Raw genomic sequence first — 16,697 nt, forward strand, 5'->3', positions numbered from 1 at the left:
GGACTGCCGATGGAACTAGCAGGAGCATTTCGATGACGGCAATGCCCGAAGAGCCGTCACATGTCCGTGACGACTTGCGCGAAGCGTTTGCTGCACTCGACGTGATGCCGGGCTTCCGCGCTGAGCTCATAGATGGAGAAATCATCGTGTCTCCGACCCCAGACGGACAGCACGAGACCATCGTCGTAGCCGTTGACGACTGGGTTCGAGAGGCCCATGGGCTGCGGCTGCACCGGAACCTGACGTTGATCAGCCCGGAAGGGGAGTACGTCCCCGATGGCGTCGCCGCTCCCAAGGGCGCCTTCGCGGGACGCGAGTGGCACAGCAAACCAGACGGGGTAGCGATGGTCCTGGAGGTGACGTCCGGCCGTGCTGGTGACCGCAAGGGCGCTGAGCGCGATCGCGGCCCCAAACGTCGCGGTTACGCCGCCGCCGACATCCCGCTCTATCTGCTGATCGACCGGCTGGACGGGAAGGCCACGATCTTCTCCGAGCCGCGCGGTGACGACTACACCCACATCGCTTCGGTCGTCCTCGGCGAAGACCTCTCCATCCCGGAGCCTCTGAAGGGCGTGCTTCCCACCCACGACTTCTGACGGACGCCCTGTCGTTATGGACATATCTTGACCGGTTCGCCTTGTGGGGTACGTGCCTTGGCTCGGGCCTCCGCACCGGGCGAGGATCGACGCCATGGATCTGCTGGACACTCTGGTCGACAAGGGGCTGCGGCGTGAGCCGCCGACTCGGGACGAGGCGCTCGCGGTACTCGCGACCCGCGATGACGACCTGCTCGACGTGGTGGCCGCCGCCGGGAAGGTACGCCGGCACTGGTTCGGGCGCCGGGTCAAGCTGAACTATCTGGTCAATCTGAAGTCGGGGCTGTGTCCCGAGGATTGCTCGTACTGCTCGCAGCGGTTGGGGTCGAAGGCAGACGTTCTGACCTATACCTGGCTGAAGCCGGATGAGGCGGCCGCGGCCGCCGAGGCGGGTGTGGCGGGCGGCGCCAAACGGGTGTGCCTGGTGGCGAGCGGGCGTGGCCCGACCGGCCGGGACGTGGAACGGGTCGCCGAGACGATCGCGGCGATCAAGGAGCAGAACGCGAACGTGGAGATCTGCGCCTGTCTCGGGCTGCTGTCCGACGGGCAGGCGGCGCGGCTGCGGGAGGCCGGCGCCCACGCCTACAACCACAACCTCAACACCGCCGAGGCCGTGTACGGGGACATCTGCACGACGCACGAGTTCACCGACCGCGTCGCGACCGTCCAAAAGTCCAAGGAGGCAGACATGTCGGCCTGCTCCGGCCTGATCGCGGGAATGGGCGAAAGCGACGCGGACCTGGTGGACGTAGTGTCCGCGCTGCGCGAGCTGGACGTGGACTCGGTGCCGGTGAACTTCCTGATCCCGTTCGAGGGGACGCCGATGGCCAGGGAGTGGGCCCTGACCCCGCAGCGGTGCCTGCGCATCCTGGCGATGGTGCGGTTCGTCTGCCCGGACGTGGAGGTCCGTCTCGCCGGAGGGCGGGAGATCCATCTGCGGACGCTGCAACCGCTCGCCCTGCACGTCGTCAACTCGATCTTCCTCGGCGACTATTTGACGAGCGAAGGCCAAGCGGGCAAGGCCGACCTGGACATGATCGCGGACGCCGGCTTCGAGGTGGAGGGAACGGACACGACCACGCTCCCCGAACACCGCGAACGTGCCCGCGCCGACCTGGTGGCGATGCGCCACCGCGGCGCCGGAACCGACCTGCCTCCCAACGCGTGACGGATCGCCCCTCGACTCGTGAGCCGGTTCCGGCGGCTTGCGAGGAGTGGCGGCCGTCCCTAGCCTCGGCTGCGTGATCAGCATGGGCCGGCCCGCGCGGATCTGGGCCGCGCTGGCGCTCATGCCATGGCTGATACGGCCGCCCAGCCGGACCGATGCCTGGAAGACTTCGCCCTGGCGGACGAGGGCACCGCTCGCCCGACCCCTAATGCCGAACGCGCCCTCGTCCAGGCCTTCCCTCCGAGCGCGACGACGGCCGTGAGTGGCCGGACGTCAGGGTGATGCGAGCCTCCGACGGCGCGACCGTGTGGGAGCGGAGGGGGACGACGCCGCCGGGCGCCGCCGCCGCGCCCGCCGCAACCCGTGGTGCGCCCAACGGGCAGGATCCGGTATTCGGGTCCGGCCCAGGCCGCCCGGCACTCTTCCCAGTCCTTACGCAGGTCGAACTCGTCGGCTGCGAACGTGGCCGTCAGCAGTTCGAAGACGGTGAGCGTGACGCCGCCCGTGTTGACCTTCTCGAAAACTTGACAGACGGCCTGCCGCGGAGTCTCCTTTCCGAGCTCGATCACGGGGAGCTGGTAGGTGTCGAACTTGCGGACGACCTCCTTCCGGAAGGCGTGCCATAGCTTGACCTTGTTCCGGTCGTAATCCCAGTGTTCCTGGAAGCCCATGGACCAGTCGTCGGGATCGAAGACCTTGGCCAGTGGGAACAGCTGCGCACGGTACTCCAGCTCCACGGCGGAGTAGTCTTCGAGAATCTCGCCCCGGAAATTGCGGACCATCCTGTCCGCCGGAAGGAAGCGGATGGTTTCCTCCCGGTCCGTGTTGGGATCCACGCCGCCGGTATGTCGATGTAGAACCACCCGGATATCGGACGTTTCCGCACGTCCTGGGTCTTCACAGGGCGGCCCAGCATCAGCGCCTGGAAGAGGGACGTCAACCGCTGCTGCCCGTCCAGGATGAGTCGTTCCGGCTGGGCGTCCGCGCTTACCAGGCGAAACCGCGCGGCGGGAGGGACGGGAGGAACCTTCCGCTGCGCGGCGGCTTGGGGTGTTAGCGGGGTGGGTGGGTGTGGAGGATGGCTTGGGTGAGGGCCTCCGGGGTGGGGGCGTTGAGGAGTCTCCATTGCGTCCCGCCGGGGAGGAGCGCCCACCATTCCTTGGTGTGGGTGCCCCACCAGGAGATGACGCCGAAGCGTGTGTGGAGGTCGGCGGTCGTTCGGGCGCGGGACGGGTCCGGATCTGATGGAGGAGTGGGCGCTGTGGTGCTGGACGGTGCCCGGTGGTGGGTGCGGGCGGCGAGTGCGGCCGTCACGAAGGGGATGAGGATCCGCGTTATCCGCTCGGCCGCCTGGGCGGGCTTGGTGTGCGGGGCCAGGTTCTCGCCCGTGCTCGATCGGTACCACCACATGTCGGGTGTCGTGCCGAGGACGAGGGTGATGCTCTCCCCGAAATCCGGCACGGCCGGATCGAAGACGCGGAGCAGGGGGTGGGGGGCGTCGTAGCGCGGGACGGCCTTCCAGCCTTGCCGGATGACTTCCTGTGCAAGTCGGTCAAGGTGGACCGTAGTACAGGAAGTTGGGGCGGCGTTCAGTTTCTTCGGTTGGACCCATTCCATTACCAGCGCACCCACTTACTGGGTTCGGGCGTGGAGCGATTGGTTGCGCGACTGCGTTCGATGGTGAGTGCCCTACGTAGTTCCTCTGCGGTGTTGCGTACAACGGTCGGATCTATACCGGCCTCTGGGTCATGCAGAGTGGCGACCCAGTCTCCAAGTCGGCCGTCGTGGCGTGTCGCTCGCCAGATCCGGTGACCCCAGAAGTCCTCCCGGAGTCGAGCCAATGCCTGGTCGGGAGCGTTGCGGGACGTGTCCATGATCGTTCGACTTTCAGTGCGACTTCTCTCTGTTGCCGCCCCACATCTTCCTGTGATCGCGTTATCTTCTGGAAGAGCGAGAAGCCCGGAGAAAGAAACCGCCCCGCGTGCGGTTCGAAATCCGCATCACTTTCGAATGGAGGCCCCCCATGCCCCGTCGCCCCGCTGACCCCGGCGTCCCGTCCTCGCCTGCCGAGTACTTCGGCACGGAACTTCGGGCTTATCGTGAAGCGTCCAACTTGTCCCGGCCCCAGTTCGCCGAGAGGCTTGGCTTCACGCCTCAATGGATCGGGCAGGTCGAATCGGGCAATTCGGCGCCGTCTGACGACTTCGCCAGGGCGTGCGACACCTACTTCGAGACGAATGGGACTTTCTGCCGCATCTGGGAGTGGATCCGGGACTTTGGTCGGCTCGCCGTCTTGCCTCCGGGCTTCCCTGACTTCATCGCACGGGAGCGAGAGGCCGTAGGGATGCATGTCTTCGAGAACATGGTCGTCACTGGACTGTTTCAGACCCCGGAGTACGCATACGAAGTGATCAAATCAGACAAAGCGTCCGAAACGGTGGAGCGGCTCGTTGAGACTCGGATCGAGCGTCAGTTAATCCTGGAACAGAAGGTTCCACCGAACATCGTTGCGATCTTCGACGAGGGTGCTGTCCGTCGACCCATCGGAAGCCCTCAGGTCATGAGAGGGCAGATTGAGCATTTGATCGCTCTGGCGGACGAGCATCACGTCACCCTGCAGATCGTCCCTGCCTCCAAGGGGGCCTACGCCGGGCTGCCAGGCCCATTCACGATCATGAGTTTCCAGGACGATGCGGATATCGTGAGCGTGGGGAGCCATGTGGGTGTACAACTCGTCGATCACCCCGATGCTGTCCGGAAGTATGGGGTACGTTTCGATTTGATCAGGGGTGCGGCGATGTCCGCAGATGACTCCCTGAATGTGCTCCATACGATCTTGGAGGGCCTGTGAACACGCAAGGCGTGTCCGCGATGGAGTGGCACAAGAGCCGCCACACTGGCGGCACTGGTGGGCAGTGGATCGAGATTGCCTGGGTGCCCGCACGCTGGCGTAAGAGCAGTCATAGCGATGACACCGGAGCCCAATGTGTGGAGGTCGCGCCGATAGTGCCTGTGCCCGGGACGGACTGGCGGAAGAGCAGCAAGAGCGACAACACCGGTGGGCAGTGCGTTGAGGTGGCGGACTGGAAGGCTGCCGTGGCGGTGCGGGACTCTAAGGACCCGGACGGGCCGAAGTTGGTGTTCGGGCCGTCTGCGTGGGAGGCGTTCGCGGCGCGGGTGAAGAGCGGCTCCCTCGACCCGGCCTGAACCCGGTGGGGCAGACCCCCGGCCCGATCGACGTCCACGGGCCGGGGGTTTCGTGTGTCAGGGGTTCACTCCGCCTTGGCGGCCTCCAGCACGGGGACGGCTGCGGCTCGGCGGGCGGGTAGTGACGAGGTCAGCAAGGCCGCTACTGCGGCGCCCGCCGCTACTGCCGGGAACAGCCACCATGGCGGGTCCGGGCGCAGGTACGAGCTGCCGGTCGCCACGTGCAGCAGCGCCAGCGTTCCCATCGCGATGCCGAGGCCGAGGATCGTGCCGAGGACGACCACCGTGGCCGCCTCCCAGCGGACGATCGAGCGGATCTGCCTCGCGGTGGCGCCCACGGCGCCGAGCAGCCCGAACTCGCGGGTGCGTTCGGTGACGCTCATCGACACCGTGGTCGCCATGCCGAACAGCGCCAGCAGCAGCGCCATGCCGATGAAGGTGTACGTGGCCCGCAGCGGCCGGGTGAGCGAGTCCGACGCCGCGTCCACGTAGGCGTCGCGGTCGAGGACCTGTACGCCGGGAGCCCCGGCCACGGCCCGGGTCAATTCCTGCTGGGCGCCGCCTCGCACCAGGACCGCCTGGGTCGCGGCGTTGACGTCGAGCCGGTCCATCGTGGCGGGCGCCACGAGCGCCTGCTCGGCGAACAGGTGGGACGGGTCGTGGTACGCGTCCGCCACCGTGAGCGCGACCCGGCCCTGGGCGCCCCGCACGACGATCCGCTGTCCGCGCCGCAGGCCTTGCTCTTTCAGGACGGTCGACGACAGCGCGATCTCGCCGGTACGCAGGGCGGGCGGCCGGCCGCCGAGCCGCAGGACGTCCCGCAGCCCGGCCTGCTCGGCGCCGGTGACAAGGAATCGGAACGGCTCGAACTCGTCCTCCGGATCGGGACGGTCCGCAGGCGACACCAGCGTGACCTCGGTCTGGGTGATGGCGACCGACCGCGACACCCCGGGCGTGCCCGCCACCAGGTCAGCCACGTCCCGGGCCACCGGGGCGGGTCCGCCCTCGGCGGTCCGGGCCGTCGCGGTGATCGCGTGGTCGGCCGCCATGACCTGACGTCCCGCCTCCCGGAACCGGTCGTTCACCGACAGCGTCACCAGCGCCACCGAGGCGACCAGCGCGACGCCCAGCATCAGCGACGAGGCCGCCGAGGACACCCGGCGCGGGCTGCGGGTGATGGTGGTGTGCGCCAGCCGTCCGGTCTCCCCGCCGACCAGCGTCCCGACGCGGCCCACGAGGCCGCCCAGAGGGCCGACGAAGAACGGGGTGAGGACGGCCAGCCCGGTCACGGTCAGCAACGTGCCGAAGACGATCATGAGTGAGATCCCGAAGGTGCGGTCCTGGCCCGGGGGATCGCTCGCCCGGACCGCGATCCCGACCATGTACCAGAATCCCGCCCCGAGGAAGATCACGAGGGCGCCCAGGACGCGCGGCCAGCGGCGCTCCCGGGATTCGGTGACGGTGCTGCGCAGCGCCTGCACGGGTGAGATGCCCGCGGCGCGCCGTGCCGCCCGCCAGGCGGCGAGCTGGGTGACCAGGATCCCGGCCGCCGCCGGGACGCCCAGCGAGACCCAGTCGACCCGGGGGGCGGCGGCGGAGACGTCGAAGCCGTCCCGCGCGAACAGCCGGGTGATGAGCCCGGACAGCGGCCCGCCCGCGGCCGTCCCGCCCACCGCGGCGATCGCTCCCAGCACCAGCGCCTCCAGGCGGATGAGCCGCTTGATCTGCCGCGGGGTCGCGCCGATCGCCCCGAGGAGCGCGAGCCGCCAGGTCCGCTGCCGGACGAGCGTGCCGAACGTGTTGGCCACCACGAACAGGCCGACGAACATCGCCACTGAGGAGAGCATGCCGATGACGCCGGCGACCGAGGCGCCCTCGCCCGCCGCCGCAGAGGTCTGCGCGTCCCGCACCGACGCCGCGGTCCGGACGGTGGCCGCGCCGCCCAGGTCCCGGGCCAGCTCGTCGCGCAGCCGGTCGGCGGGCACGCCCGGGGCGGCCTTCACCCAGACGCTCTGCCAGGTGCCCGCGGGCAGCAGGGCGGCACGGCGCACGGTCTCGGACGGCGCGAGTACCAGGTTCCCGGCGGCCACGGCCTCGCGGCCCTGCACGCTGACCACCCCGGAGACCCGCACCCGGCGCGTCTGGCGCGGGAGTGTCAGCGTCAGCGAGTCGCCGACGCGCACCTTCCCGGCGCGTGACATGTACTGGACGACCGCCACCTCACCGTCCGCCGCGGGCGCCCGCCCGGCCTCCAGCCGGTAGGGGTTCAGCCGGGAGTCGTGCACCCAGGGGCGCAGCAGCGTCCGGCCCTCGGCCGACGCCGTGACCGTCCGGCCGTCGGCGCGTGCGGCCGTCACCTCCACCGCGGCGTCCCCTGCGGCCGCCGCGACCCCGGGCCGGGACGCGACCCGGTCCAGGCGGATCCGGCCGTCGGGCACCGCGGCCGGGTCGCCGGGGTCCACCGTCCCGCCTTGGACGAGCACGTCCGCGCGGGAGTACTCGCTCGCGTCACTGCCCGCCACCGCGTCCTGGGCGCGGAGCGCGAACTGGAGCGAGCCCGCGATGAGCGCGACGGAGCCCAGCGCCGCGAGAAGGGTGGCGGTGAGGCGGGTCCAGCCCTCGGCGAAGGAGCGGCGCGCGATGAGCCACAAGGGGTTCCCCATGGCGTCAGCCCTCCATCCGGCGCATGCGGGCATGGACGGCGTCGATGGTGGGCGCCGTCAGCTCGTCGACGATCGTCCCGTCGGCGAGGAACAGCACCCGGTCGGCGTGGGCGGCGGCGCCGGGGTCGTGCGTCACCATGATCACCGTCTGCCGGTAGGCGTCGACGGCGCGGCGCAGGAATCCGAGCACCTCGGCGCCGGAGCGGGAGTCGAGGTTGCCGGTGGGCTCGTCGGCGAACAGCACTTCGGGGCGGGTCAGCAGTGCGCGTGCGACGGCGACCCGCTGCTGCTGGCCGCCCGACAGCTCGCTGGGGCGGTGCGACAGCCGCTCGCGCAGCCCGAGGGCGTCCACGATGGTGTCGAACCAGGCCCGGTCGGCGCGGCGGTTCCCGAGCCGGCCGGTGAGCCGGATGTTCTCCTCCGCCGTCAGCATCGGCAGCAGGTTGAACGACTGGAACACGAACCCGAGCCGCTCGCGGCGCAGCTCGGTGAGCCGGGTCCGCGACAGGGCGGTGAGGTCGACCTCGCCGAGGGCGACGGTGCCGGAGGTCACCGTGTCCAGGCCGGCGAGGCAGTGCAGGAACGTCGACTTCCCGGACCCGGACGGCCCCATGATCGCGGTGAACCGCCCCCGGGTGAACGCCGCCGACACCCCGCGCAGCGCGGTCACCGCGCCGTCGCCGGCGCCGTAGGTCTTGACCACGCCGGCCGCGGCCATGACCGGCTCGCCGGACCAGGGCCCGGTCGCCGGGGGAGCGGTCGCGGTGCGGCGGTGCGTGTGCGGCGCGGGGATCTCGGGCGCGCGCCGCGGGGTCGGCTCGGGCATGAACAGCTCTCCTGATCGTCTCGCACGGCCGCCCACCGTGTAATAGTCTCAATTGAGACAGTATCATACGAGACTAAAATGAGCGCATGCCGATGCCCTGCTCGACGCGTCCTCTGTTCGGGAAGGAGGTGTCTCTGCGGGTGTGGTGGGTCAGGCCACGCGGCCGACGCCGGCGAGGAAGCCGGGCTTGGAGAGGTCGGACGTGAGCGGAGCGGCGTCCGGCCGCCAGTCGGCCACCTGGACCAGCCCGGGCCCGACCAGCTCGGTGCCCTCGAAGAACGCCGCGACCTCGTCGATGGTGCGCGGGACGATGTCCCCCGCCCCCGTCCTGCCGTAGGCGGACCGGACCTGGTCCTCGACGTCCCGGGTGATCGCGCCCCGGTGGCCGTGGGAGATGGCCAGGTAGCTGCCGGGGGCCAGCGGCGCGCGGAGCCTCGCCACGATGCCGGCCGGACGCTCCTCGTCCCGGACGAAATGCAGGATGGCCAGCATCAGCAGGCCCACCGGCCGGCCGAAGTCGATCCGTTCCTTGACCACGGGATGGTCGAGGATGTCCTCGGGTTCGCGCAGGTCGGCCTGGATGACCGTGGTGAGCGGATTGTCGGCCAGCAGCGCGCGGGCGTGCGTGAGGACGATCGGGTCGTTGTCGACGTAGACGACGCGGGAGTCGGGGGCGGCGCGCTGGGCCACCTCGTGCACGTTCTCCTGCGTCGGCAGCCCCGAGCCGATGTCGATGAACTGCCGGATGCCCTCCGCGGCCATCATCGTGACGGCCCGCGACAGCAGCCTGCGGTTGGCGCGGGTGAACTCCAGGACGTTCGGCATGGCCGCCACGACCTGGTCCGCGGCCTTGCGGTCGGCGGCGAAGTTGTCCTTCCCGCCGAGGTAGTAGTCGTACATCCGGGCAACGCTGGGTGTTTCGGGGTCGATCACCCATTCCGGATGGTGTTCACCGCTCACAGACGGACCTCCCTGCGCGGATGATCGCCCGATTCTAGGGCGAAACCCGGTGGTTTTCCGGACATTGCAGAGGGAGTCGGAACTGTCTGCCGCCCTACGCGGGGGGCCGACGTGACCGGCAGCCGTTCACGGGGAACTCTGGCCGCCGCTTCCCGCCGCTTCGGCCTCGGTGAAGTCCTCGACGTCCGGTACGTGCGAAGCTCCGTCTCCGGCGGAGCCGGCGTCCGAGTCTGGGAGGGGCCGCGTGCGGCGGATCAGCTGGCCACCGGCGTACAGAGTCCCGTGGCCCGCCCAGACCAGTCCGGTCGCCGACAGCGCCGCCATGGCCACCGCCACCCCGGCCACGACGTCCAGGACATAGTGGTTGGCGGTCAGGACCACGACGACGGCCGTGGTGATCGGATGCAGGACGGCGACCCATCGCACGCGGAAAGGCCGCAGCAGCGCCAGGATCACCACCGCGACCCACACGGCCCACGCCAGGTGCAGGGAGGGCATGGCCGCGTACTGGTCGGCGGGCAGCGGGGGGCTGTGGGTGGTGCCGAACCCGGCATGGGCCACCGAGTCGACGAACCCCTCGCCCGGAAGCAGGCGCGGCGGCATCACCGGCAAGGCGAAGAACACCGCCAGCCCGACCAGGTTGATCAGGACGAGGGCGTTGCGCGCGGGCCTGTAGACACCCGGTCCGGTGAGGTAGCAGAGCAGCAGGACCCACATGGTGAGGCCGGTGTGCATGTGCTGGTAGATCCAGACGCTCACCTGCGACAGATCATGATGCCGCGTCACCCACAGATTGGCACGAAGTTCGAAGTCCAGGCCGAGGTGGTCTTCCAGGTGAAGGATGCCGCGACCGTGGGCGAGCGCCGCGTCATATCTTGTGTGGGCCAGCTTCCGGACTTGGCCGTAGACCTCGAGCAGCACGTAGACGATCGCCAACTCGCCCACCAGCCATGGCCGCTTGCGGCGCGGTCGGCGGACGTCGCTGTCACGACCGGTGCGTCGCCCCTCGGGGGGCATGATCGGGGCGCGGACGGTTCAGCCTTCTCTCTTCTCCGAACGTCCCGGCGGGGACGAGTACGAGCCGCCTCAATGGCTGACCGTATAGGCAGTGAGCCCGCCGGTGCGCACCAGGGGTGGATCTTGCCTCAAGCCCTGTGCCACCAGCCGGCGGGACCCTCGACCCCGGGTGGAACCGTCGTCTCCCGTACCGGCGGTGAAGTCGCTGGTGAACGCGGGCGGAGTTACGCGCCGGCGCCGGTCTCGCGGGTGGGGGCCCACAGGCGGTCGGCGTCCCCGGCCTCGAGCCGGCCCCGGTAGACGTCGATCTTGTGGTCGATGAGCTCGAGGTTCTCCTCGATCTCGGCGAGCTTCGCGGTCACGTCCGCGCGGTGGGACTCCAGCAGGGCGAGCCGCTCCTCCTCGTTGCCGCGTCCGGCGGAGACGAGCTCGGCGTAGCGGCGGATGCTCTTGATGGGCATCCCGGTGGCGCGCAGCCTGGCGCAGATCTTGATCCAGTCGAGGTCGAGCTGGTGGTAGCGGCGCCGTCCGGTGGCCGTGCGGTCGACCGGGGTGACGACCAGCCCCGCGCGCTCGTAGTAGCGCAGGGTGTGGACGCTGACGCCGGTGCGCCGCGCCGCCTCCGCGATCGTCACGCCCGCCTCGCCCACCGGCGTGTTGACTTCGAGCACACTCTAAATCCTAGCGTCCGGTGCCATGAGTGACCCAACGCTCCCGGTGCCCGCGGCGCGGCGCGGCCTGGTGCTCGCCATCTGCTGCGCCAGCGTGTTCGTCGTCGTCATGGACATCTCCATCGTCAACGTCGCGCTGCCGGCGATCCGCCATGACCTGCACACCTCCGTGTCCGGCCTGCAATGGACGGTCGACGCGTACACCCTGGTGCTGTCCGGCTTCCTCGTCCTGGCCGGATCCACCGCCGACCGGGCCGGACGCCGGCGCGTCTTCCAGATCGGCCTGGCCGCGTTCGGTCTCGGCTCGCTGCTGTGCGGGCTGGCGCCGAACATCGGCTGGCTGATCGGCGCGCGCGCCCTCCAGGCCGTCGGCGGGACGATGCTCAACCCGGTGGCGATGGCGATCGTCGCGAACACCTTCCCGGAACCGGGGGAGCGGGCGAGGGCGATCGGCGTCTTCGGGTCGGTGACCGGCCTGTCGCTGGCGCTGGGCCCGATCCTCGGCGGCGGCCTCGTCGACGGCCTCGGCTGGCGCGCCATCTTCTGGATCAACGTGCCGGTCGTGGCCGCCGCGCTCGCGTGCACCGCGCTGTTCGTGCCGGAGTCCCGCGCCGCGAGAGCGCGCCGGTTCGACCCGGTGGGGCAGACCCTGGTGGTCCTGGTCCTGGGAAGCGGCGTTTACGCGATCATCGAGTCCCGCACGCTGGGCTGGACGTCCCCGATCATCCTCGGCCTGCTCGTCGTCGCCGCGGCCGGGCTGCTGGGGCTCCTCGCGTACGAGCCCCGCCGCGCCGACCCGTTGCTGGAACCGCGCCTGTTCCGCAGCGTGCCGTTCAATTCGGCGATCCTGATGGCGCTCGGTGCCCTCTGCGGTTTCAGCGCGTTCCTCTTCGTGACCACCCAGTACCTGCAGGACGTGCGCGGCATGTCGGCGCTCGCGGCCGGGCTGTGCCTGCTGCCCGTGGGGGCACTGGTCGTGGTGCTGTCCCCGGCCACCGGCCGGATGATCGGCGCCCGCGGCCCCCGCCTGCCGCTGATGATCGCCGGAACGGCCCTGGCGCTGGGCGGCGGCGCGTCCTTCTGGCTCGGCCCGGACACCCCGCTCCCGGCCGTCCTCGCGATCTATCTGCTGTTCGGCGTCTTCCTGGGCACCGTCAACCCGCCGATCACCAACACGGCCGTGTCCGGGATGCCGCGCTCCATGGCCGGGGTCGCGGCGTCGCTGGCCTCCGCCGGCCGCCAGACCGGCACCACCCTGGGCGTCGCCCTCGCCGGGACGCTCGTCGCCTCGTCCCCGGCCCGCGGCGGGACGTCCTTCACCGACGCGGAGCACGCCGTGTGGTGGCTGGTGCTCGCCGTCGGCGCCGGCATCCTGCTCCTGGCGCTCCTCAGCACCGGCCGCCGGGCCCTGGCCAGCGCCGAGCGCGCGGCGTCCCTGTTCGAGGACGCCGGCCGCGCGCCGACGGCAGGAGTCACGAGCGGGGCGCGTACATGATGGTCACGACGCCGAGAAGGCAGATGGCGGCCCCGGCGATGTCCCAGCGGTCGGGGCGGAAACCGTCCATGACCACGGCCCAGATGAGGGAGCCCGCCACGAACACGCCGCCGTACGCGGCCAGCACCCGGCCGAAGTGGGCGTCCGGCTGGAACGTGGCGGCGAACCCGTAGAGGCCGAGGGCGACGAGGCCCGCGCCGATCCACCAGCCGCCCCGGTGCTCGCGGACGCCCTGCCAGACCATCCACGCCCCGCCGATCTCGGCTACTGCCGCGAGCACGAACAGGACCAGGGACCGGACGATCGTCATGCCCGGAACCGTACCGGCCTCCCGGCGGTGACCAGCGTGGCCGTCGTCACGCCCGAAGGGCTTTGCATGTTCATGCAGGAGGGTGCATACTTCTACTCATGTCGAAAGTGCTGACCTCCCTGCCCGTCGGCGAGCGCGTCGGGATCGCCTTCTCCGGCGGCCTCGACACGTCGGTGGCGGTCGCGTGGATGCGCGACAAGGGCGCCGTGCCGTGCGCCTACACCGCCGACATCGGGCAGTACGACGAGCCCGACATCGCCTCGGTGCCCGGACGCGCCGCCACCTACGGCGCGGAGGTCGCGCGCCTGGTCGACTGCCGGGCCGCCCTCGTCGAGGAGGGGCTCGCGGCGCTGGCGTGCGGCGCGTTCCACATCCGGTCCGCCGGGCGCAGCTACTTCAACACCACGCCGCTCGGGCGGGCGGTCACCGGCACGCTGCTGGTCCGCGCGATGCTGGAGGACGACGTCCAGATCTGGGGCGACGGGTCCACCTTCAAGGGCAACGACATCGAGCGGTTCTACCGCTACGGGCTGCTGGCCAACCCGGCCCTGCAGATCTACAAGCCGTGGCTGGACGCCGACTTCGTCAGCGAGCTCGGCGGCCGGACGGAGATGTCGGAGTGGCTGCAGGCCCACGGCCTGCCCTACCGCGACAGCACGGAGAAGGCCTACTCCACCGACGCGAACATCTGGGGCGCGACCCACGAGGCGAAGGCGCTGGAGCACCTCGACGCCGGCATCGAGATCGTCGAGCCGATCATGGGCGTGCGGTTCTGGGACCCGGCCGTGGAGATCGCCGCCGAGGACGTCACCATCGGCTTCGAGCAGGGCCGGCCGGTCACGATCAACGGCAAGGAGTTCGGGACCGCGGTCGACCTGGTGCTGGAGGCCAACGCCATCGGCGGCCGGCACGGCATGGGCATGTCCGACCAGATCGAGAACCGCGTCATCGAGGCCAAGAGCCGCGGCATCTACGAGGCGCCCGGCATGGCGCTGCTGCACGCGGCCTACGAGCGGCTCGTGAACGCGATCCACAACGAGGACACCCTCGCCACCTACCACGCCGAGGGGCGGCGGCTGGGCCGGCTCATGTACGAGGGCCGCTGGCTCGACCCGCAGGCCCTCATGCTCCGCGAGTCGCTGCAGCGCTGGGTCGGGACGGCCGTCACCGGCGAGGTGACGCTGCGGCTGCGCCGGGGCGAGGACTACTCCATCCTCGACACGTCCGGGCCCGCGTTCAGCTACCACCCGGACAAGCTCTCCATGGAGCGGACCGAGGACTCCGCGTTCGGCCCCGTCGACAGGATCGGCCAGCTGACCATGCGCAACCTCGACATCGCCGACTCCCGCGCCAAGCTGGAGCAGTACGCCGGGCTCGGCATGGTCGGCAGCTCGCACCCGGCCCTGATCGGCGCCGCGCAGGCCGCGTCCACCGGCCTCATCGGCGCCATGGACGCGGGCGGCGCCCAGGCGATCGCCTCCCGCGGCCAGGACTCCGGCGACGCCGAGGTCCTCGACCGCGCCGCCATGGAGTTCGGCACCGACTGACCGCCGGGCACGCGGCCCCAACCTGAACCTACGCGTCGTAACGCGGGGTTCAGGTGGTTTTCCGGCGGTGCAGGGCGCTCCAGCTCTCGTCCCAGAGGACGTAGCGGCGGCGGTCGCATCCGCGCCTGACCAGCAGGTACAGGGAGAGCAGCGGGAGACCGACCGCGACGGCCGCCATGGCACCGGCGACGGCCGTGGTGGTGACCGTGGTGGCGTGGGTCTGGGGGCGGCGGATCGGGTTGCCGTCGGCGTCCACCCAGATGCGGTGCCCCATGCCGGGCCGGACGGACTTGTCGGCCGGGACGACGGTGGTGCGCGGGACGCCGTCCGGAGCCGTCCACGCCAGCTCGGCGTAGGTGTGGCGCACGCCCGCCCCGCCGCCGGGCGCAGTGTGGATGATCTGCGCGGTGACGCGGCGGAGATGGTGGTGCTCGGCCCGGACCCCGCTCTGGTAGGCGTCGGCCGCCAGGCTTGCCGACGTGGGCGGGGCCAGGACGACGAACAGCGCCGCCGACGCCGCGCCGGCCGCCCGCTGGCGGCGGTCCACGGTGCGCCGCAGATCGTTGCGGTCGAAGCCGAGCCGGCGCCGGATCCGTCCCAACCTTCTCATCGCCTCCTCCTTCCCCGTGACAGTAATCGCTCGGGAAAGCGGTCAGGAACGCGGCCAGGGACCAACGCCTCTTCTGGTCCGCGCGAAGTGCGCGCAGACTGGCCGGAGGAGGGCAGTCATATGGAGCGCTTAGCGAGGATCCGGGGGACGCACGTCCTTTTCGGTTATGACGGGACGGCGGAGAACGACGGGGCGCTGCGCTGGGCGGTCGAGGAGGCGCGGCTGCGAGGCCTGGAGCTGGTCCTGTGCCACTCCTGGCACTGGCCCTATCCCGAAGGGCACGAGGACCCGCAGGTCGAGGCGGTCATGAAGCGGGCGGGGCAGAACCTGCTGGAGCAGGGCGTGCGGAAGGCGAAGGACCTGGGCGCGCCCGGGACGGTGCACACGCTCCTCATGCGGGGCCCGGTGCACCGGGCGCTGCTGCAGGCGTCCGGCAGGGCCGACGTGGTGGTGATCGGGGCGCACGAGCGGCTGGACGAGGGCGCGACGGCGCTGGAGCTGCCCGCGCACGCCGACCGGCCGGTGATCGTCGTCCGGGACGGGACGGGCCCGCGCCGCGTGGTCGCGGGCGCCGACGGCTCGGCCTGGTGCGACGCGGCGCTGGGGTTCGCCATGGGCGAGGCGGCCATGCGCGACTGGGACGTGCACGTCGTCTACGGCTGCTGGGAGCCCGCGGCGGTCGACGAGTACGAGCTGTCGCTGTTCACCGACAGGGAACTGCTGGAGAAGACCCGCGCGGCCGAGCTGGAGGAGGCCGTTAAGCCGTGGCGGGAGCGGTACCCGAAGCTCGACATCGAGGTCTCGCTGCTGCTGGAGCGGCCCGGCGAGGCGCTGCGGAGCGCGGCCGAGGACGCCGGGCTGCTCGTGCTGGGCGACCGGGCCACCGCCACCGGCGGGCTGGGATCGACCAGCTCGCGGATGCTCAGGGACGCCCGCTGCGCCGTGGCGATCGTGCCGTCCTGCCCGCGCTGACGGGTCAGGGGCCGGCGACGAGGGCCTCGGTCGCGTGCAGGGCGGGACCGGCGGGCAGGTCCGGGTCGAGGATCAGCTGCAGCATCAGGCCGTCCAGCATGGCGGTGAAGAGCATCGCGGTGCCCTCGCGGCGCTCGGCGGGCCAGGCCGGGCACAGGTGCTCCAGGCGGGCCGCGATCCGGCCGCGGACGGCCCGCGACCAGTCCCGCCGCTCGGCGCCCATCCGCGGGTCGCGCAGCGCCCGGACGAGCAGCTCGGCGGCGAGCCGGAGGTTGCGCTCCCCGGCGATCATGCGCGGGACCAGGTCGCGCAGGGCCTTCAGCGCCGCCTCGGTGTCCGGCGCGTCGACCAGCGCGTCCACCACCGGATCGATGATCATCTCGCTGGCCCGCTGCGCGACCGCGACGTGCAGGCCCGGCAGCCCGTTGAAGTAGTGGTGCAGCAGGCCCGGCCGGATGCGGGCCCGGTCCGCGACGGCCCGGGCCGTGATCGCGGGCCATCCGCCCTCGGCGAGCAGATCGAGGCCGATCCGCACGAGCTGGTCGCGGCGCGCCCGCCCGCGAGGAGTCGACGCGCGATGGTCCTCGGGGGTCATACCGTTCAAGCTATCCCAACGCTTGCATGCTGCAAAGATCACCAAGGCCGCGGCCTCCCG

The 16,697-nt window shown here is 71.0% G+C and carries 17 protein-coding genes; 7 read left to right on the forward strand and 10 right to left on the reverse strand.

Annotated features, from left to right (window positions below; genetic code table 11):
* Window positions 1–32: 32 nt before the first annotated feature.
* Together ABGB11_RS35960 and bioB are read left to right on the forward strand one after the other, a co-directional pair.
* Window positions 33–596, forward strand: a complete 564-nt coding sequence (locus ABGB11_RS35960) for a Uma2 family endonuclease (protein WP_347639956.1) — start codon at window positions 33–35, stop codon at window positions 594–596.
* 94 nt (window positions 597–690) lie between these two features.
* Window positions 691–1,764 (forward strand): biotin synthase BioB, encoded by a 1,074-nt coding sequence (gene bioB, locus ABGB11_RS35965; protein WP_347639957.1) that lies wholly within the window; start codon window positions 691–693, stop codon window positions 1,762–1,764.
* Between the two features lie 119 nt (window positions 1,765–1,883).
* Here bioB and ABGB11_RS35970 read toward each other — a convergent pair whose 3' ends face one another.
* Window positions 1,884–2,600: a hypothetical protein gene (locus ABGB11_RS35970; RefSeq protein WP_347639958.1), complete on the reverse strand. Its 717-nt coding sequence runs from the start codon at window positions 2,598–2,600 to the stop codon at window positions 1,884–1,886.
* Between the two features lie 217 nt (window positions 2,601–2,817).
* On the reverse strand, window positions 2,818–3,225 hold the full coding sequence (locus tag ABGB11_RS35975) for a hypothetical protein (RefSeq protein ID WP_347639959.1): 408 nt from the start codon (window positions 3,223–3,225) through the stop codon (window positions 2,818–2,820).
* Between the two features lie 562 nt (window positions 3,226–3,787).
* Between ABGB11_RS35975 and ABGB11_RS35980 the strand changes: the two genes are divergently transcribed.
* Together ABGB11_RS35980 and ABGB11_RS35985 are read left to right on the forward strand one after the other, a co-directional pair.
* Window positions 3,788–4,615: a helix-turn-helix transcriptional regulator gene (locus ABGB11_RS35980; protein WP_347639960.1), complete on the forward strand. Its 828-nt coding sequence runs from the start codon at window positions 3,788–3,790 to the stop codon at window positions 4,613–4,615.
* A gap of 20 nt (window positions 4,616–4,635) precedes the next feature.
* Window positions 4,636–4,971 (forward strand): DUF397 domain-containing protein, encoded by a 336-nt coding sequence (locus ABGB11_RS35985; protein ID WP_347640002.1) that lies wholly within the window; start codon window positions 4,636–4,638, stop codon window positions 4,969–4,971.
* 65 nt (window positions 4,972–5,036) lie between these two features.
* On the opposite strand, the gene ABGB11_RS35990 is transcribed toward ABGB11_RS35985, so the two are convergent.
* The 5 genes from ABGB11_RS35990 to ABGB11_RS36010 all read right to left on the reverse strand — a co-directional run bounded on the left by ABGB11_RS35990 (window position 5,037) and on the right by ABGB11_RS36010 (window position 11,108).
* On the reverse strand, window positions 5,037–7,634 hold the full coding sequence (locus ABGB11_RS35990; RefSeq protein WP_347639961.1) for an FtsX-like permease family protein: 2,598 nt from the start codon (window positions 7,632–7,634) through the stop codon (window positions 5,037–5,039).
* Window positions 7,635–7,638: 4 nt separating this feature from the next.
* A complete protein-coding gene (locus ABGB11_RS35995; protein ID WP_347640003.1) occupies window positions 7,639–8,352 on the reverse strand; it encodes an ABC transporter ATP-binding protein in 714 nt (237 codons plus the stop codon).
* A 258-nt stretch (window positions 8,353–8,610) separates the two neighbouring features.
* Window positions 8,611–9,420 carry an SAM-dependent methyltransferase gene (locus ABGB11_RS36000; RefSeq protein WP_347639962.1) on the reverse strand — a complete coding sequence of 270 codons (810 nt, stop codon included), beginning with the start codon at window positions 9,418–9,420 and terminating at the stop codon, window positions 8,611–8,613.
* Between the two features lie 126 nt (window positions 9,421–9,546).
* Window positions 9,547–10,437, reverse strand: a complete 891-nt coding sequence (locus tag ABGB11_RS36005; RefSeq protein WP_347639963.1) for a phosphatase PAP2 family protein — start codon at window positions 10,435–10,437, stop codon at window positions 9,547–9,549.
* 224 nt (window positions 10,438–10,661) lie between these two features.
* Window positions 10,662–11,108, reverse strand: coding sequence for a MerR family transcriptional regulator (locus tag ABGB11_RS36010; RefSeq protein ID WP_347639964.1), 447 nt, complete (start codon window positions 11,106–11,108; stop codon window positions 10,662–10,664).
* 25 nt (window positions 11,109–11,133) lie between these two features.
* Here ABGB11_RS36010 and ABGB11_RS36015 point away from each other — a divergent pair, with 25 nt between their 5' ends.
* Entirely contained in the window at window positions 11,134–12,603 is a 1,470-nt protein-coding gene (locus tag ABGB11_RS36015) for an MFS transporter (RefSeq protein ID WP_347639965.1), read from the forward strand.
* Here the strand turns inward: ABGB11_RS36015 and ABGB11_RS36020 are convergent.
* Window positions 12,581–12,913 (reverse strand): YnfA family protein, encoded by a 333-nt coding sequence (locus ABGB11_RS36020; protein ID WP_347639966.1) that lies wholly within the window; start codon window positions 12,911–12,913, stop codon window positions 12,581–12,583. The genes ABGB11_RS36015 and ABGB11_RS36020 overlap by 23 nt on opposite strands.
* A gap of 98 nt (window positions 12,914–13,011) precedes the next feature.
* Between ABGB11_RS36020 and argG the strand changes: the two genes are divergently transcribed.
* Window positions 13,012–14,460, forward strand: a complete 1,449-nt coding sequence (argG, locus tag ABGB11_RS36025) for an argininosuccinate synthase (RefSeq protein ID WP_347639967.1) — start codon at window positions 13,012–13,014, stop codon at window positions 14,458–14,460.
* A 49-nt stretch (window positions 14,461–14,509) separates the two neighbouring features.
* On the opposite strand, the gene ABGB11_RS36030 is transcribed toward argG, so the two are convergent.
* Window positions 14,510–15,070, reverse strand: a complete 561-nt coding sequence (locus tag ABGB11_RS36030; protein WP_347639968.1) for a hypothetical protein — start codon at window positions 15,068–15,070, stop codon at window positions 14,510–14,512.
* A gap of 120 nt (window positions 15,071–15,190) precedes the next feature.
* Between ABGB11_RS36030 and ABGB11_RS36035 the strand changes: the two genes are divergently transcribed.
* A complete protein-coding gene (locus ABGB11_RS36035) occupies window positions 15,191–16,042 on the forward strand; it encodes a universal stress protein (RefSeq protein ID WP_347639969.1) in 852 nt (283 codons plus the stop codon).
* Between the two features lie 4 nt (window positions 16,043–16,046).
* Here ABGB11_RS36035 and ABGB11_RS36040 read toward each other — a convergent pair whose 3' ends face one another.
* Entirely contained in the window at window positions 16,047–16,637 is a 591-nt protein-coding gene (locus ABGB11_RS36040; protein WP_347639970.1) for a TetR family transcriptional regulator C-terminal domain-containing protein, read from the reverse strand.
* Window positions 16,638–16,697 lie beyond the last annotated feature (60 nt).

The organism is Actinomadura sp. B10D3, from assembly GCF_039871695.1.
Classification (GTDB): domain Bacteria; phylum Actinomycetota; class Actinomycetes; order Streptosporangiales; family Streptosporangiaceae; genus Spirillospora; species Spirillospora madurae.

Bases quoted from the DNA above. Each gene is read 5' to 3' on its own strand.
- ABGB11_RS35960 (WP_347639956.1), top strand. From the start codon at position 33: ATGACGGCAATGCCCGAAGAGCCGTCACATGTCCGTGACGACTTGCGC.
- bioB (WP_347639957.1), top strand. From the start codon at position 691: ATGGATCTGCTGGACACTCTGGTCGACAAGGGGCTGCGGCGTGAGCCG.
- ABGB11_RS35980 (WP_347639960.1), top strand. From the start codon at position 3,788: ATGCCCCGTCGCCCCGCTGACCCCGGCGTCCCGTCCTCGCCTGCCGAG.
- ABGB11_RS35985 (WP_347640002.1), top strand. From the start codon at position 4,636: ATGGAGTGGCACAAGAGCCGCCACACTGGCGGCACTGGTGGGCAGTGG.
- ABGB11_RS35990 (WP_347639961.1), bottom strand. From the start codon at position 7,634: ATGGGGAACCCCTTGTGGCTCATCGCGCGCCGCTCCTTCGCCGAGGGC.
- ABGB11_RS35995 (WP_347640003.1), bottom strand. From the start codon at position 8,352: ATGGCCGCGGCCGGCGTGGTCAAGACCTACGGCGCCGGCGACGGCGCG.
- ABGB11_RS36005 (WP_347639963.1), bottom strand. From the start codon at position 10,437: ATGCCCCCCGAGGGGCGACGCACCGGTCGTGACAGCGACGTCCGCCGA.
- ABGB11_RS36015 (WP_347639965.1), top strand. From the start codon at position 11,134: ATGAGTGACCCAACGCTCCCGGTGCCCGCGGCGCGGCGCGGCCTGGTG.
- ABGB11_RS36020 (WP_347639966.1), bottom strand. From the start codon at position 12,913: ATGACGATCGTCCGGTCCCTGGTCCTGTTCGTGCTCGCGGCAGTAGCC.
- argG (WP_347639967.1), top strand. From the start codon at position 13,012: ATGTCGAAAGTGCTGACCTCCCTGCCCGTCGGCGAGCGCGTCGGGATC.
- ABGB11_RS36030 (WP_347639968.1), bottom strand. From the start codon at position 15,070: ATGAGAAGGTTGGGACGGATCCGGCGCCGGCTCGGCTTCGACCGCAAC.
- ABGB11_RS36035 (WP_347639969.1), top strand. From the start codon at position 15,191: ATGGAGCGCTTAGCGAGGATCCGGGGGACGCACGTCCTTTTCGGTTAT.
- ABGB11_RS36040 (WP_347639970.1), bottom strand. From the start codon at position 16,637: ATGACCCCCGAGGACCATCGCGCGTCGACTCCTCGCGGGCGGGCGCGC.